The 15,041-nt window shown below is 45.8% G+C and carries 16 protein-coding genes; 8 read left to right on the forward strand and 8 right to left on the reverse strand.

Translation table 11 applies throughout. The features are described 5' to 3' along the window. Positions 1-8: 8 nt before the first annotated feature. Both H8S64_RS12770 and H8S64_RS12775 read right to left on the reverse strand, forming a co-directional pair. Complete coding sequence (locus H8S64_RS12770; protein ID WP_186976392.1) at positions 9-2,000, reverse strand: gluzincin family metallopeptidase; 1,992 nt, start codon at positions 1,998-2,000, stop codon at positions 9-11. A gap of 274 nt (positions 2,001-2,274) precedes the next feature. Continuing rightward, positions 2,275-2,796, reverse strand: coding sequence for a GNAT family N-acetyltransferase (locus H8S64_RS12775; RefSeq protein WP_099293485.1), 522 nt, complete (start codon positions 2,794-2,796; stop codon positions 2,275-2,277). Positions 2,797-2,944: 148 nt separating this feature from the next. Here H8S64_RS12775 and miaA point away from each other — a divergent pair, with 148 nt between their 5' ends. Then, positions 2,945-3,877 (forward strand): tRNA (adenosine(37)-N6)-dimethylallyltransferase MiaA, encoded by a 933-nt coding sequence (gene miaA / locus H8S64_RS12780; protein WP_186976394.1) that lies wholly within the window; start codon positions 2,945-2,947, stop codon positions 3,875-3,877. Here miaA and H8S64_RS12785 read toward each other — a convergent pair. After that, the gene (locus H8S64_RS12785) at positions 3,850-4,422 is read right to left on the reverse strand and encodes a hypothetical protein (protein WP_186976396.1); all 573 of its coding nucleotides are present in this window, start codon (positions 4,420-4,422) and stop codon (positions 3,850-3,852) included. The two genes, miaA and H8S64_RS12785, sit on opposite strands and share 28 nt — an antisense overlap. A 60-nt stretch (positions 4,423-4,482) precedes the next feature. Further along, a complete protein-coding gene (gene xerD / locus H8S64_RS12790; RefSeq protein WP_186976398.1) occupies positions 4,483-5,397 on the reverse strand; it encodes a site-specific tyrosine recombinase XerD in 915 nt (304 codons plus the stop codon). Positions 5,398-5,648: 251 nt separating this feature from the next. Between xerD and aroQ the strand changes: the two genes are divergently transcribed. After that, complete coding sequence (gene aroQ / locus H8S64_RS12795) at positions 5,649-6,068, forward strand: type II 3-dehydroquinate dehydratase (protein ID WP_186976400.1); 420 nt, start codon at positions 5,649-5,651, stop codon at positions 6,066-6,068. A 24-nt stretch (positions 6,069-6,092) separates the two neighbouring features. After that, positions 6,093-7,493 carry a pyruvate kinase gene (pyk, locus tag H8S64_RS12800; protein WP_186976402.1) on the forward strand — a complete coding sequence of 467 codons (1,401 nt, stop codon included), beginning with the start codon at positions 6,093-6,095 and terminating at the stop codon, positions 7,491-7,493. Positions 7,494-7,537: 44 nt separating this feature from the next. On the opposite strand, the gene mscL is transcribed toward pyk, so the two are convergent. Beyond that, positions 7,538-7,960 (reverse strand): large-conductance mechanosensitive channel protein MscL, encoded by a 423-nt coding sequence (gene mscL / locus H8S64_RS12805; protein ID WP_099293473.1) that lies wholly within the window; start codon positions 7,958-7,960, stop codon positions 7,538-7,540. A gap of 152 nt (positions 7,961-8,112) precedes the next feature. Here mscL and H8S64_RS12810 point away from each other — a divergent pair, with 152 nt between their 5' ends. From H8S64_RS12810 to H8S64_RS12825, 4 genes are all read left to right on the forward strand, one after another. Then, entirely contained in the window at positions 8,113-9,024 is a 912-nt protein-coding gene (locus tag H8S64_RS12810) for a cation diffusion facilitator family transporter (RefSeq protein ID WP_370645641.1), read from the forward strand. Then, entirely contained in the window at positions 9,021-9,653 is a 633-nt protein-coding gene (locus H8S64_RS12815) for a DUF5715 family protein (protein ID WP_186976407.1), read from the forward strand. Before H8S64_RS12810 ends, H8S64_RS12815 begins: the two co-directional genes overlap by 4 nt. A gap of 91 nt (positions 9,654-9,744) precedes the next feature. Beyond that, positions 9,745-10,893: an MFS transporter AraJ gene (gene araJ, locus H8S64_RS12820; RefSeq protein ID WP_186976409.1), complete on the forward strand. Its 1,149-nt coding sequence runs from the start codon at positions 9,745-9,747 to the stop codon at positions 10,891-10,893. Positions 10,894-10,933: 40 nt separating this feature from the next. Next, positions 10,934-11,263, forward strand: a complete 330-nt coding sequence (locus tag H8S64_RS12825) for a CGGC domain-containing protein (protein ID WP_186976411.1) — start codon at positions 10,934-10,936, stop codon at positions 11,261-11,263. Positions 11,264-11,281: 18 nt separating this feature from the next. On the opposite strand, the gene H8S64_RS12830 is transcribed toward H8S64_RS12825, so the two are convergent. Further along, entirely contained in the window at positions 11,282-12,847 is a 1,566-nt protein-coding gene (locus tag H8S64_RS12830) for an ATP-binding protein (protein ID WP_186976413.1), read from the reverse strand. A gap of 242 nt (positions 12,848-13,089) precedes the next feature. Further along, positions 13,090-13,497, reverse strand: coding sequence for a helix-turn-helix domain-containing protein (locus H8S64_RS12835; RefSeq protein ID WP_099293459.1), 408 nt, complete (start codon positions 13,495-13,497; stop codon positions 13,090-13,092). A gap of 257 nt (positions 13,498-13,754) precedes the next feature. Here H8S64_RS12835 and H8S64_RS12840 point away from each other — a divergent pair, with 257 nt between their 5' ends. Next, positions 13,755-13,997, forward strand: a complete 243-nt coding sequence (locus H8S64_RS12840) for a hypothetical protein (protein WP_099293457.1) — start codon at positions 13,755-13,757, stop codon at positions 13,995-13,997. Between the two features lie 38 nt (positions 13,998-14,035). Here H8S64_RS12840 and H8S64_RS12845 read toward each other — a convergent pair whose 3' ends face one another. Further along, positions 14,036-14,944, reverse strand: coding sequence for an Rpn family recombination-promoting nuclease/putative transposase (locus tag H8S64_RS12845; RefSeq protein WP_186976415.1), 909 nt, complete (start codon positions 14,942-14,944; stop codon positions 14,036-14,038). Positions 14,945-15,041: the final 97 nt, after the last annotated feature.

A 15,041-nucleotide genomic window follows, 5' to 3' on the forward strand; every position in this document is an offset into this window, starting at 1 on the left:
TTTAGAGTTTATTTCTTTATTGCTTTTTGTAAAGCGTGTACCAGAGGTTCCACGCTTAGAGGGCTACCCGTGGCTTGGATCATCCATTCGTTCGGGGTGAGGCGTCCCAAACGATAGATGCGGTCTACTTCTTGGGCAAAGTTTTTGCCGTTAAGATAGTCTTCCAATTGAAATTCGATGATTTGTCCGAAAGCGTAGGCGGATAGATACAGCGGGTAGCTGATCATGTGCGAATAGATTGCCAGTACGGTTTCGTCTTTTTTACCGAAGACGGGAGCGTAGTATTTATTCCATATCTCTTTTGATAGTGTGATTGTGGCTTCTTTGAGTTGTTCCGCCGTGGCATCGGGATGGGCGTACATCCATTCCCACACGGAGATGTCGAGCATGGAAACACCCATGATCTCGTATAGGCTCCAGAACTTGTCGAGGATGTCCATTTTGTCTTTTTCCGGATCGTTGTTCTCAATACCAAGAAGTTGTAAATCCCGTTTCTGGAACACGAAAGCGAGGGCTTCCGTGAAAGCCGTGTTAGGGACTCCTGCCATCATGAAATTGTCCACGTTATACATGGAGATCGTTTGCTCCACGTTATGCCCGAACTCGTGTACGGCGATGTTGTATCCCTTGTAGTTCATTCCCTCGGAAGGAATACGGGTGCGGAGATGGGATTGTTGACCTTTCATGGCGGCTCCCCACGCGTGACCGGAGCCGCGGGCTGCATCCACGGCAATCTTGTCGCATATCTCGTTCGCCCGCTCCGGGGTAAAGCCCAAATGGATTAACAGAGAGGGAAGTCCTGCCTTGAATGCCCCGGCATCGGGATACAGTTTTTGTATTTGCACGTCCAGTTTGGTTTCATCCAGATTGCTGCGGGGTTTAAAACCGTCGTACCATATATCATAGGCTTCCAACTTTCTTCCCAAACGTTTGGAGATAATTTTGCCGACCTCTTTTAATTCCGGGGAGGTGAGAAATTGATTGAACAGAGCTTTCACGTCTTCCACGGAAACCTCCATTTCTCCGGAGAATTTACGGTCGATAAAGTTCTTTCCGGCATAAGGATCGATGGCTTGCATGGCGTGGAAGTTATTCAACATCCGTTGGTAACGTTCCGTGTCTTCCGGTGTCCCGGTGGCGGATTGCCCGTTTTGAGCGAGAGTATTCGTGTAAGGATTCCAGTCGTAAGCACCGGAATTGATCACTTGTGTCGGGATTTCTTGGGATATGATACGCTTCATTACCTCGTACACCGTACGTTGTTTGTCCAGCCCCTCTTTTCCTTTGTTGTAATTGGCTTTGATTTCATCCCGTAAATTCCAGTGGGTAAGTAGTATTTTGTCTTCCGGGAATAGTTTTTGCCCCTTGGGATTCAACACATGTCCCATGTAGATGTTATAGCTGGAAATATAGACGTCGGCGTCGCTTTCCGCTTTGGCTCCTGCTTGCAGTAGTTCGGCGGGTACTCTCTCCGTGAACACGTCACCCAGACGGGCGTATGCCCATGCCGTGCGGTCTGTACCCAGTTTCTCCTTGTCTTGCAAGGGAACTTCCGGGAAGTTGAGGGCGATGATGAACCCGATCTTGTTGTTGTAAAAATCGTTGATGAGGTGTGCCCCCGGACTGTATGCCCCGAACATGGGGTCGATGTCATGAAGAGGGCCGTTATCTTGGTGCAGGTTCAACTGCAACTGGAGCGATATCTCGTTGAAATGTCCCCAGAGGGCTTCAAAATAATGACTTACTTTTTGGAATACTTGTTCCTTTTCCGCCGCGGTAGTGATGTAGTTATTCACGCAAAACTCTTGAAATTCTGTATCCGTCCCGTCTTGCGTCTGCCAAAGGTGTGCCGCTTGACGCACTCCGGCTTCGATGAGAGTTTTATCGGTACCGCCTTTGGTTTGAATGGCGTTGATCGTGGCTTGTATTGTTTTCTCCGGAATCTCGGCTTTTGCGATAAGCCCTGTAAATAAACATACCAATAATAAAGAGTGTTTCATGATAATGGGTTTATAAGGTTTGTAAAGTTTATAAGGTTCATAAAGTGGTTTTCTTGACTTTATAAACTAAGGAGGTGTGTCAAAACACACCTCTAGTCTATAAAGTTCATAAAGTCGAGCCTTCGGCTCTTAAAGTCTATAAAGTCCGTGATTTAATAACGTAATGATATCCAATATTATAACAAATGGATTACCTACGCATTTGACTTTACGACCTTATGGACATTTAGACTTTATGGACGAGAGGGTGTGTCGAAACACACCCTCGTCTGGTTTATTGATTTAGTAGTTGGAAATATACAATATCTTCCCACCCGTTACCCCGGCGCAGCCAGTTTTTGCGGTAACCGGTTTGCACGAAACCGAGTTTCTCGAACAGTTTCCGGCTGCCGATGTTGCCACTGGGCACGCTACTGTATATCTGGTTCAGTCCCAGCGTTTCGAAACAGTAGTCTATCATCAAGCGGATAGCAGAAGTAGCGAATCCTTGTTTTTGGTTTTCGCTGTCGTGAATCATGATACCGATACCTGCACGTTGGTGATAAGGATCGAAGTCGTAAAGATCGACTAATCCTACACGTGTTTGAGGTTCAATCCGTTCCACCATCAAGCGCAATTGCTTGGTGGTATAGATATCCAGATGGCACGTTTCAATGTATTTTTTTAACGTGAATATAGAGAATGGGGTGAGTGTATCACTGACTTCCCATAAATCCATATCGTTCTCCCATTTGTACAAGTATTCCAAGTCCTCCGGTTCAAGGGCTCTCAAGCGAATAGTGTCATCCTTTACCATAGTTGTTGTATAATTTTCGTGTATAAGTTCATTTTATCGCTTCCAAATATAGCAATTTCCCGCTTTGGTTGTTGTTAAATCAAGGAATAAATTAAAAAATATTACCTTTGTCAAGTTAAGAATCAAGAATTGTAATAGCTCGTAGTTCATGTATAATTTATTATCTATCGTGGGAGCGACCGCAACGGGGAAAACAGCTTTGGCTGTACGGTTGGCGGCGGAATTGAAGGGAGAAATCATATCGGCGGATTCCCGGCAGATTTACCGGGGAATGGATATCGGTACGGGTAAGGATTTGGGAGAATATGTTTACGAGGGGCAGCCGGTGCCTTTCCATCTGATTGATATCGCGGATGCGGGTTTCCGTTTCAATCTTTTCATGTACCAGCAGGAATTTCTGAAGGTGTGGAATGATTGCCGGAGTCGGGGAGTGTTTCCCGTGATGTGCGGGGGAAGCGGCTTGTACGTGGAGTCGATATTGAAAGCGTATCGCATGACTCCGGTTCCGGAGAATCCGGAATTACGGGCACGTTTGTCCGGGAAGTCTTTACCGGAGTTGGCAGAATTACTGGCGTCTTATCGCGATCTGCATAACACGACGGATACCGATACCGCCAAACGGGCTATCCGGGCTATAGAGATCGCGGAGTATTATAAAACACATGAACCGGTGAAAGGCGAGTTCCCCGAAATTCAATCGCTGGTTGTCGGGGTGTTGTTCGACCGGGAAAGTCGCCGTCAACGAATCACGGAGCGGCTGCACGCGCGTTTGCAATCCGGCATGGTGGAGGAAGTGAAAGGATTACTGGATAGCGGTATTAAACCGGAGGATTTGATTTATTACGGTTTGGAATACAAGTATCTCACTCTTTATCTTACCGGAGAATTGAGTTATGACGATATGGTGGAGCAATTGAATATCGCTATTCACCAATTTGCCAAACGCCAGATGACTTGGTTCCGCAAGATGGAACGCGACGGTTTTGATATTAAATGGCTCGACGGCAATATGCCGCTTGACGAGAAAATCGGGCAGGTGATGGAGTGGATGAATCAGTGCCCGTCGCAACCGCAATGGTGATCATGGTGGTGATGGTCGTCATTCTCGTCCTCTTCTTCATCGTCGTGGCGAAGTAGTTCTTCGAGGTGCAGGAGCGTGTCTTCCAGCAGGAAATTCTTGTTTTCATCACTGTTTGCTTGGAGGCGTTTGATGGCGATATGTATTTTTTCTTCGGGGATTTTACCACCTAGATTTTCGATTACGGTGGAGGCTTCCAGTGCCGTGATAAAGTCTTCGTTTAATAACATATCCACGAATACATCGAGGTATTCAGAGAAATCAATGGCGGATTCCCAACAAATACGCAGGAGGTTTGCTTTCCCCGACTCGCTTGTCGCGTTGATAAGTTTGTCCATCAAAATGGTTTTGAAGTCGGAATCTTTCACGTCTGAAAGTAATGACGTGATGTTTGTTATTACGGTTGTATCTTGACTGCGTAATAGAATATCCAGCAATTCCGATGCGATAGAGATATCGCCTTCTTGTTTGATTTGCTCGATGGCACTTTTCACGACTTCCATGTCGCTATCTGCCAACTGCTTTAGTATATCTTGTTTGTTTTCCATATTGTCCTTATATATAAAAATGTATCCGATACCCGAAAGTATCGGATACAAATATAAGGATCATTTACGGGATTTCTTCGCTCTGGGGTGGAAATTTGTAACCGTGTCCCGGGTGAAGTTGTTATCCAAATGCGTGTAAATTTCTGTTGTTAAAATAGATTCGTGTCCCAACATATCCTGCACTGTACGAATGTCCGCACCGCCGTTCACGAGGTGGGATGCAAACGAGTGACGGAAGGTATGGGGAGATACGACCTTGCTCAATCCTGCACGGCGAGCCGTTTCTTTGATGATATTGAAGATCATCACGCGGGAGAGGGCTTTCCCCATCTTGTTCAAGAATAGGATGTCCTCGTGTCCTCTCGCTTTTTTCATTTTATCTCGGTCTTTCTTTAGATAGCAACGAATCTCGTCTTTAGCTCTTGCTCCCAGCGGAACAATCCGTTCCTTGTTGCCTTTTCCCTCGATTTTGATGTATCCGGTGCGGAAATTGATCTGGGAGAGTTTCAAATTCACGAGTTCGGATACTCGCAAGCCGCAAGAATAAAGAGTTTCCAGAATTGCTTTATTGCGTTGACCTTCTTGTTTGTTCATGTCGATACTGTCGATCATCGCTTCGATTTCCTCAACGCTTAGTATGCTTGGAAGCGAACGTCCGATTTTCGGGGAGTCCAAAGAAGTTGCCGGGTTAAGTCCGATAGTCCCGTCGTACAGCAAGTATTTGAAGAAAGATTTTATACTCGAAATACTTCGCGCTTGCGTGCGAGGGGTAACCCCGGTATCTTTCAATACCATGAGAAATTCGTTCAATACATTATAAGACGCCTCTTTTGGATCTAATGGAGGAGTCAATTTTTCGCAATAAGCTGCTAACTTTCTGATGTCGTTCAGATAGGCCTCTACCGAATTTGGAGATAGCGATTTTTCTAAGACCAAATATGTCCGAAAACTATCTATCGTTTCGTTCCAAGTCATGTTTAACCGTGTTACAATATAAATAATACAAATTCTAATTCACCACTTTCACCTATATAAAGAGAACTATATAAGTTTTCGCCAGCTAAAGATAGAAGTTTTTTTCGTGACTTGTAACACTTTTGTCGAGTTTAACGTAAAAAAAATCCATGAAGGCTTTTGTAATAAAAATTTAATTGCCGAAATGCGGCACGCGGAATCCCCGTTCGTCGTTTTTTTGTTAATTTCGCGAAAGATTAAAAACAAATGTTATGAAGGTATTGATTTTAAATGGACCGAATCTCAATTTGTTGGGTGTCAGAGAAAAAAGTATTTATGGAGAAACTTCTTTCGATGATTATCTGGCGGGGTTGAGAGAGTTTTACAAGATGGTGGAGATCGATTATTACCAGTCTAACGTGGAGGGGGAGTTGATTAATAAAATTCATGAGGTAGGCTTCGCGTGTGACGGTATTATTCTCAATGCAGGGGCTTACACGCATACTTCGATAGCTATCGCGGACGCTATTTCGGCTATTTCATGCCCCGTGATCGAGGTGCATATCTCGAATACGGCGAAACGGGAGCCTTTCCGGCACGTTTCTTACTTGACGGCTGTTTGCCGGGGGGTGATTGCCGGATTCGGTTTGAAATCTTACGAGTTGGCGTTGCAGGCTTTATTGGACGAATGATTTTTTAGATTTATAATATAGAATATGAAGAAGACAAAGATTGTGGCTACCATATCCGACAAGAGATGTGATGTGGAGTTTTTGGAGAGTTTATACTGCGCGGGCATGAATGTCGTGCGGTTGAATACCGCTCACCAAGATATCGAGCAGGCGTTGAAGGTAGTGGAAAACGTTCGGAAAGTTTCTGACGATATAGCCATATTGATCGATACGAAGGGACCGGAAGTACGCACCATGTTGATGGACGAACCCATGCACGTGGACCGGGGAGAAACGGTTTACCTGACCGGTGATCCGGAGTTGAAGATGGAAGGTAAATTAATTCATGTTTCCTACCCGTATTTCGCGGAAGATATAAAGGTGGGGGATAAGGTGCTGATTGACGACGGGGACGTGGAACTTGTGGTCGTGGAAAAACATCACCATAGTTTACAGATGATGGCGACGAACGAGGCTACAATCAAGAACCGGAAAAGCGTGAACGTGCCGGGGGCTTCGTTGAAATTACAATCTTTAAGTGATAAAGACCGGGCTTTTATTGATTTCGCGGTGGATAATCATTTGGATTTTATCGCCCACTCTTTCGTGCGCAACAAGGAAGACGTGATGGCTGTACAGGCGATACTGGATGCCCGTGATAGTAAAATCAAGGTGATTGCCAAAATAGAGAATCAGGACGGAGTGGATAATATAGACGAGATTCTGGATTATGCCTATGGGGTAATGGTTGCCCGCGGGGATTTGGGAATCGAGATCGAGGCGGAGAAGATACCGAAGATTCAGCGATATATCGTGAAGAAGTGTATCGAGAGCAAGAAACCCGTGATTATCGCCACGCAGATGTTGCACACGATGATCGAGCATCCCAGACCTACGCGGGCGGAGATCAGTGATATCGCCAACGCTGTCTACATGGGTACCGATGCTATCATGTTGAGCGGTGAAACGGCTTACGGGGCATACCCGGTGGAGGCAGTGACCGTGATGCGGGAAGTGGCGGAGGAGAACGAGGGTACTGTGCCGCCGGATGCCGGGAGAAGTTTGGTACGTATCAATAATGAGATTACCGCGGCGTTAGCCCGTTCTGCCGTGAAAACGGCTTTGATGCTGCCCATTAAGGCTATCGTGGTGGATACTTTGTCCGGTCGTACGGCACGTTACCTGTCGGCTTTCCGGAGTGATCTGCCCGTGTATGCCCGTTGCTATAACGAGCGGGTGATGCGGGAATTGGCATTGTCTTTCGGTATATATCCTTATTACACGGAAAAACCGATGTCCCGTGACGAGTTTATGAACGACCTTCCCGAAATGTTGATGAAGCAGGGTATCAAGGACGACGATTATGTCGTGGTTGTCGGCGGTAGTTTCGGACGGGGAAAGGGAGCTTCGTTTATTGAAGTTTGTAAGATTGGAGAAATAAGATAAGACAAAAAGAGAGCCGGCTTAAAAAAGCCGGCTCTCTTTTTGTCTTATTTCTTTTCTTTCAGTATATCTCTGATTTCGGTTAGTAATGTTTCTTCTTTCGTGGGGGCGGGAGGTGCCGCGGGGGCTTCTTCTTTCTTTGTCCGTAGATTATTCATGAACTTGATGGCGATAAAGATGGAGAAAGCGATGATCAAAAAATCGAGCGTTGTCTGTATAAAATTACCATAATTAACGGTGACAGCCTCGATCATTTTCCCGGTCGCCTCGTCCGTGTGGGCGTGTTTTAGCACGATGTGCAGGTTCGTGAAGTTAATACCGCCGATCAACATACCCACGAGAGGCATGATGATATCACTGACAAGAGAGGATACAATTTTCCCGAAAGCACCACCGATAATGATACCGACTGCCATATCCACCACGTTCCCTTTCAGGGCAAATGCTTTGAATTCATCCAAGAGTTTCATATTTCGATATTTTTTTGGTTATATAATTTGTGTATTTGAACGGTTAAACTCTCAAAATGTTGTAAAACTACATGAATTATTTTTATCCGCGTAGAAATGAAGGGAGAATTTTGCATTATTATTGTAATTTTGTGAGGGTAAAAATGGATGTAATGGAAGAGAAAAATAGGGAAAAGCAAATATATAGGGTCACTATTGTCGGTTCGATAGCGAATTTCGGGCTTTTGGTTTTCAAGTTCGTGGCAGGGATACTCGGGAAGAGTAGCGCCATGATTGCCGATGCCGTGCATTCCCTTTCCGATTTCATCACGGATATTATTGTTCTGGTATTTGTCAAAGTTTCCGCCAAACCGAAGGATACCGGACACGATTACGGGCACGGGAAGTATGAAACGCTTGCCACGGCAATCATCGGTTTGGTGCTGTTAATGGTAGGGACTGGGATTTTCTGGAGTGGATTGAGCAAGATTATTGCCGTTTCAAAAGGTGAGGAGATCGGGAGTCCCGATATGATCGCTCTCATCGCGGCAATTGTTTCAATCGTGGTAAAGGAGGTGCTTTATCGCTATACCGCGATTGCGGGGCGGCGGGTGCAGAGTCAGGCGGTGGTGGCCAACGCGTGGCATCATCGTTCGGATGCTTTCTCTTCGATTGGTACGGCTTTAGGTATTGCCGGGGCTATCTTTCTGGGGAAGGATTGGCATATTCTTGACCCGATAGCGGCGGTGATCGTGAGTGTTTTTATCGTGAAAGTATCCATTCAATTGCTGATTCCCTGTATGAATGATCTGCTGGAACGTTCGTTACCGGAGGAAGTAGAGAAAGAAATTATTACTATTATAAATAAAGATCCACAGGTGAAAGATCCGCACAACTTGCGTACTCGTCGTATCGGTAATGATTTTGCAATCGAGGTGCATATCCGGGTTCAGCCGGATATGACGGTTCGGGAGGCGCATGTGGTGGCCACGGGCATCGAGAACCGTTTGCGTGAAAGGTACGGGAAGCGTACTCATGTGGCGGTACACGTGGAACCTGTGAAAAATGGAAAGATTGAAGAATGAGAAGAATCGTGTGGTGGTATGCCGCGGTGTGTTGTGCGGCGGTATTATTCGGGGCTTGTAAGGAGGAACAGAAAAGCAAACGCCCCTTCGTGTATTTCACAAATTATCAGCGTACTTTTAATGATCTGAATGATCGGCATCTGTCCTCGGCAAAACGCTTGGGGATAACTCCCTTGACTTCATCGGGGGAGTTGAGTAAAGCCGACAGGACGCTGAAAGAGATAAAGACTTGTAGCTTGTTCAAAGTCGACAAGCTCACGCACTCCGAGCCTTATCTGGTGCCGGAGGCTTGTGAGTTGCTGGGAACGATAGCCCGTAATTTTAAAGATTCGCTTTACCAAAAGGGCTTGCCCGCGCATAGTATTGTCGTGACCAGCGTGTTGCGCACGGGGTCGAGCGTGAAGAATCTGCGGAAAAAGAACATTAACGCCAGTGCCAACTCTGCCCACGTGTACGGTACCACGTTTGACATCGCGTATGCCCGTTTTGAAAAGGACGGACGCAAAGATGCTCCCGGGGATAAGTTGAAGAGCGTGCTGGCAGACGTGTTGCAGGATTTGCGCTTGCAGAAGAAATGCTACGTTCGTTACGAGTACAAGCAGGGGTGTTTCCATATCACGGTACGATGAGGTTTGAATGTTAATATTACTTATTTCTGCATTAAGACAGTCACACGATCTTTGAAAATTTCGTATGACTTCTGTTTATAAAAGGAAGTGTATGAAAAAGAGTCTTGTTGCTTTGGCATTCGGAACCTTAGGGTTGGGTATTGCCGAGTTCGTGATGATGGGAATATTGCCCGATATCGCCGCCGATATGCATATTAGCATCGCTACTGCCGGTCATTTGATATCCGCGTACGCGTTAGGTGTTTGCGTGGGTGCGCCCGTGCTGATACTGGCACGGAAATATCCGTTGAAACATATATTACTGGGATTGGTGGTAATGATTATGCTGGGAAATACTTGCGCGGCCTTGGCTCCCAATTATTGGGTGATGTTGTTTGCCCGCTTTCTGTCCGGGTTGCCTCACGGGGCTTATTTCGGGGTGGCTTCTATCGTGGCGGAGAAACTTGCCGACAAGGGGAGAGGCTCGGAAGCGGTTTCTATCATGATCGCGGGTATGACCATCGCGAATCTGTTCGGGGTTCCTCTCGGAACGGCGTTGAGTGCATCCATTTCATGGCGGTTGACGTTCGGGCTTGTCGGTTTTTGGGGAATACTTATTTTGTACTTTATATGGCGCTGGGTGCCGCAAGTGGAAGGTGTACCGGATACCGGGCTGCGGGGACAATTCCGTTTTCTGAAAACTACTGCCCCTTGGTTACTGTTGGGAGCGACGTTGTTAGGCAACGGTGGTACTTTCGCGTGGTATAGTTATGTCACCCCTCTCTTGACACACGAGGCGGGCTTCCCCGCTCACACGATTACATTTCTGATGATATTGGCAGGATTTGGCATGGTCATCGGGAATCTCACGGGCGGGCGACTTGCCGATCGTTACACGCCGGGAAAGGTGGCTGCCGTTGCGCAGGGCATGATCGGGTTAAGTTTGCTGTTAATCTTTTTCTTTGCCGGGATATCATGGGTGACTGTGATACTCATGTGCGTGTGTACGGCTTGTTTGTTTGCCGTGTCCAGTCCGCAACAGGTATTGCTGATTCGTTACTCGAAAGGAGGCGAGATGTTGGGTGCTGCCAGCGTGCAAGTCGCTTTCAACTTGGGAAACGCCATCGGGGCATACGCCGGGGGCTTGCCGTTGCAGGCAGGACTCGATTATCGCTATCCCGCTTTGGTCGGGGTTCCTTTTGCCGTGGTCGGTTGTCTTCTTCTCGTGATATTCTTCCGGAAATTCGAGCGGCATTCCTGAATGTTATATTATCTTTGTGGGATAATATAAATCACGGAATATGAAAGTAGGAATTATTCGTTGTCAGCAGACGGAGGATCTTTGTCCCGCCACCACTTGTATCAAGTGTGCTTCGGCAGGAAAATTGGCGTTCGAGGGTGTAGGGCCTTCCGAGATCGTGGGTATCGTTTCTTGCGGCGGTTGTCCCGGTAAACGGGCGGTGAGTCGTGCGAAGATGTTGGTTGACAGGGGGGCTGAGGTGATCGCTTTGGCGTCATGTATTTTTAAAGGAACACCCATCGGGTTCCCGTGTCCCCATGCCGCGCAGATGAAAGCGGCTATTGCGCGGAAGGTGGGGGAGAACATTCAAGTGCTGGATTACACGCATTGAGAATGAGCTCTGCGGCACTCAAGCGTTGACTTTCCATGTCCCTATATTCCGTTCGGTAGCAATAAATTCCACGCCCACTTTCACGAGTTCACGTCCGTCGGCAGAGTAAGGAATAAGATACCCCCGGTCGTCTATTTGCGCGAGGGCTTCCTCTACCGTGCCATCGAGTTTGAACTCGAACACGTAAATATATTTTGGCGTTTTCACCACGGCGTCCGCCCGTCCCTTGGCACTCCGTACTTCTGTATCGGTGAATTGTCCCATTAACTTGAACACGAGGTAGAACACTACTTGGTAATGTCGTTCCGTCCGCTCGTTCAACTCGTAAGGGAAGTCCGCGAAGAATGCACGTAAGCGGGTCATGAAGGCATCGACTTGCCCTTTTTCCAATTCCTGCACGAACTTGCCTATGTGAAACCCTTTTTCTTCGTCCGGTATAGACGTGTAATATGGCACGAGGAAGTTTATGAAACCATATCTTACCTCTTCGTTGGGGAACGCGAGTCTGTATTCATGAAAACGTTCGTCGTAATCCTTTATCGTCAGGTATCCGCTTTGGTACACGAGTGGGATGGGATTATTCATGTTCACCCGGTATTCCGTGAATGCCGATTCCGGTACATTTACCCCATCAATTAATTCCCGGATGTCGAAATCACTTTTTTTCAGTAACTCCACGAGGAATGTCGGAGTGCCCGTGTGAAACCAATAATTGCCGTATTCCAGTTTGCTGAAACAACTCAACACGCTGAACGGGTTGAACATTCCGGCTCCTCGCGGGTGGAAGTGATATCCGTCATACTGGGCTTCCATTTTCGCCAGTGCTTCTGCCGGGGAAAGATTGTTCCTTTCGGCGAGAGCCTTGATTTCCGGTTGGAAATCCCGTTCTAGTTCTTCTTTGGTGATACCGCAAATAGAGGAATACGCGTAGTCCATGCTAATATCGTTCAACTGGTTGAGATCGCTGAACACGCTCTCTTGGGCGAATTTTGTCACCCCGGTGAGGAACACGAACCGCAAGTAGCGATCGGCACTCTTGAGTACCCCGTAAAACGCTTTCAGCGTATCGCGGTAATATTCCAGCAACGGCATATTTCCTAGAGCCTGTAAAAGAGGCTTGTCATATTCGTCGACGAGCACGACCACCCCTCGTCCCGTCTGTTCGCATGCCCGGCGGATTACTCCGGCGAAACGACGGGAAAGAGTCGTTTCATCCTCTCCTTTCCCATGCACGGATTCCCACTGTGTTAGGTGGTTACTTAGCATAGCGTCTAACGCTTCCGGTCGGTCGTATTTCTCTGCATTCAAGTCGAGATGTAGCACGGGATGCACGTTCCACTCGTTTTCCAGTTGTTCTGCCGCTAGTCCTTCGAATAACTCTCTTTTCCCCTCGAAATATGCCTCGAACGTTGACAATAAAAGGCTTTTCCCGAAACGCCGCGGGCGGCTCAAGAAGCAAGGGGCGCTCTTTGCCGCGATTTGCCACATTAGCGCCGTTTTGTCAACGTACAAGAAGTTCTCTCTTCGTATTTTCTCGAATGTCTGTATCCCCACGGGGAGTTTTCTCATTAGGTTCACGTCCATGTTATACTGTTTCGCATCTACACAAAGGTAGGAATAACAATTGAAAATTGAAAATGAAAAGATTCACGAGGCAAGACTATATTTCAATAAAGGGGGAAAAGTCAATTTCTTCTACAAACACCCTCCCCCCCTTCCGGGCTCATTTGGCTGCGAAGCAGACGGAGGAGTTTTTAGAAGAAAAGACTTTTAACACATTCTCGCCGGAGTACTGCACAAGGGAAGTAGAGGGAGTGTTTTGGGTGTTATTTCTTCTCTTGTAGTGCTTCTTGTAATAATTTTACTTTTTCTTGTTCGGCTTTCAACATACGTTCGTAAAGTTCAATAACCTTATCTATCGGGTTGAAAGTATATTGATTTAAAGCTGTTTTTAAAGTAGAGGTATCATTGCTTGTGAATGTGTTTGCAACAATATTAACAACAGCCTCGTCTGTTGTATTTTTTATAGCTTCTACCGGAATCTTCAGAATTTCTGCAACTTTATTCAAAGTTTCATCGTCAATTTCTTCCTTCTGTTCCAATTTCGATACAGCTTGCTGAGTCATGTTTAATTCTAAAGCAAGTGTTTCCTGTTTTATTCCGAGAATATCCCTGTATCGTTTGATATTCTTCCCTTGGTGTGCTTTCGGCATAGTGATCGTATTGGTATCCATATTTAAAGTATAAAATTATTAACAAAATTGCAGATTGTAAAGATACAAATCTATTTTATTTTACAACTATCGGGTTGTATTTTACAACGGTTGATTGTTAAATACTCTCCTAATTCTTCCCTTCTTTGCCATAAAATCAATCTTATGCAAAGTAACGGAAAAAAGAAGATTAAGCCAAAAATTCGGGCAAGGACTTTCATTGATATTGAAGCAATTTAGATTTTGTCCTCTTTATCAATTTAAAATCTTTATTCACGATGGATTACTACAAAAGTGAAATAGCTTATTTGGTTTCTTTAATAATGCAACTTAAAGCTTGTGCGCCACAAAGCGTGATAGACAGACTAGGTATTCAAAAAGCAGAGAAATACCTTGACCGACCGGAGATTGCAGATTGGGATTGGGAAGATGAAACCTCGGAGAATCAATTTCTTTTTCTGACCTTTCTACAAGTCAATATTTGTATTTGCGAGATGGCTTTAGAACAGTTCAAAGATTGATGGTCTACATTTTGATCCGATGTAGACGCATCAAATTATTAAAGATTGGAAATCTCCTTTAACGTTAAGCCGGTAAATTTCGCTATGTCCTCAACGGGCAAACCGCTGGATTTTAAGTTGCGGGCGATGTCAAGGGCTTTTTTCCTCTCGCCTTCCGCTCTCCCTTCCGCTCTTCCTTCCGCTCTCCCTCGTGCCTCTCCCCGGGTTTCTCCTTTTTGTTCGGCGGTATTGATTACATTATTTAAATCCCGGAAAACTTTCAAGCTTTCCTCGTATTCCACCAGTTCGTTTTTGTTGAATTTAGCGATCTCGGCTACACGAAAAACCCGTTCGAAGATACGTTCTTGTAGTGCAACAGGGCGTTCCATTAACCGGGGTAGATTTTTGAGCACGTACATCCACTTGTCAAACAAGGTTTCCAATTCTGTTTCCGTTTTCGTGAATTTTGGCATCTCGAGGTAAATGAACGTGAGTTTGTCGTAGAACACTTCCTTTTTGTTGATGTCCATTAATTTGATCTCGTGATGATAATAATTCTCGTCTTCCCGGTTTTCGTCGAAAACGAAGTTCAGTATACCTATGGTATAGACGGCTTTCAACTTGTAGTCCCATTCTCCGCGTAGGGCTTGTTCCCGGATGGGGAAAGTGGAATAGAAAACGCTCCTGTCCTTGAAGAATTGTTGTTCGGCTTTTTGCATCTCGACGATAAACTTCTCACCCTTGTCGTTTTCGCAGTAAACATCGAACACGGCTTTCCTGTCTTTTTCCAGAACTCCCAAGTGTTCATTTCGTAAATAAGTAATATCCACGATGTGTTGTTCCTCGTGCAACAAGGCATTGAGGAAACTGATCAATAAATCTTTACTGATCTCGTTCCCGAACAACCGTTTGAAACCGAAGTCGGTGTAGGGGTTCACGTAACGCTCTTTTAAGTAATCTATGCCCATGGTAATTTCTGTTTATATCACAAATATAGTATTTTTTATTCGATTTGCAAAGGAGAAACAGAGCGGAGGTAGGTATTAACCCGAAAATTGATTATCT

Origin of the sequence: Butyricimonas hominis, from assembly GCF_014287455.1 — a bacterium.
Taxonomy (GTDB): domain Bacteria; phylum Bacteroidota; class Bacteroidia; order Bacteroidales; family Marinifilaceae; genus Butyricimonas; species Butyricimonas muris.

Excerpts from the sequence above, each read along its gene's own strand:
- H8S64_RS12770 (WP_186976392.1), bottom strand. The coding sequence starts at position 2,000 with ATGAAACACTCTTTATTATTGGTATGTTTATTTACAGGGCTTATCGCA.
- H8S64_RS12775 (WP_099293485.1), bottom strand. The coding sequence starts at position 2,796 with ATGGTAAAGGATGACACTATTCGCTTGAGAGCCCTTGAACCGGAGGAC.
- miaA (WP_186976394.1), top strand. The coding sequence starts at position 2,945 with ATGTATAATTTATTATCTATCGTGGGAGCGACCGCAACGGGGAAAACA.
- H8S64_RS12785 (WP_186976396.1), bottom strand. The coding sequence starts at position 4,422 with ATGGAAAACAAACAAGATATACTAAAGCAGTTGGCAGATAGCGACATG.
- xerD (WP_186976398.1), bottom strand. The coding sequence starts at position 5,397 with ATGACTTGGAACGAAACGATAGATAGTTTTCGGACATATTTGGTCTTA.
- aroQ (WP_186976400.1), top strand. The coding sequence starts at position 5,649 with ATGAAGGTATTGATTTTAAATGGACCGAATCTCAATTTGTTGGGTGTC.
- pyk (WP_186976402.1), top strand. The coding sequence starts at position 6,093 with ATGAAGAAGACAAAGATTGTGGCTACCATATCCGACAAGAGATGTGAT.
- mscL (WP_099293473.1), bottom strand. The coding sequence starts at position 7,960 with ATGAAACTCTTGGATGAATTCAAAGCATTTGCCCTGAAAGGGAACGTG.
- H8S64_RS12810 (WP_370645641.1), top strand. The coding sequence starts at position 8,113 with ATGGAAGAGAAAAATAGGGAAAAGCAAATATATAGGGTCACTATTGTC.
- H8S64_RS12815 (WP_186976407.1), top strand. The coding sequence starts at position 9,021 with ATGAGAAGAATCGTGTGGTGGTATGCCGCGGTGTGTTGTGCGGCGGTA.
- araJ (WP_186976409.1), top strand. The coding sequence starts at position 9,745 with ATGAAAAAGAGTCTTGTTGCTTTGGCATTCGGAACCTTAGGGTTGGGT.
- H8S64_RS12825 (WP_186976411.1), top strand. The coding sequence starts at position 10,934 with ATGAAAGTAGGAATTATTCGTTGTCAGCAGACGGAGGATCTTTGTCCC.
- H8S64_RS12830 (WP_186976413.1), bottom strand. The coding sequence starts at position 12,847 with ATGGACGTGAACCTAATGAGAAAACTCCCCGTGGGGATACAGACATTC.
- H8S64_RS12835 (WP_099293459.1), bottom strand. The coding sequence starts at position 13,497 with ATGGATACCAATACGATCACTATGCCGAAAGCACACCAAGGGAAGAAT.
- H8S64_RS12840 (WP_099293457.1), top strand. The coding sequence starts at position 13,755 with ATGGATTACTACAAAAGTGAAATAGCTTATTTGGTTTCTTTAATAATG.
- H8S64_RS12845 (WP_186976415.1), bottom strand. The coding sequence starts at position 14,944 with ATGGGCATAGATTACTTAAAAGAGCGTTACGTGAACCCCTACACCGAC.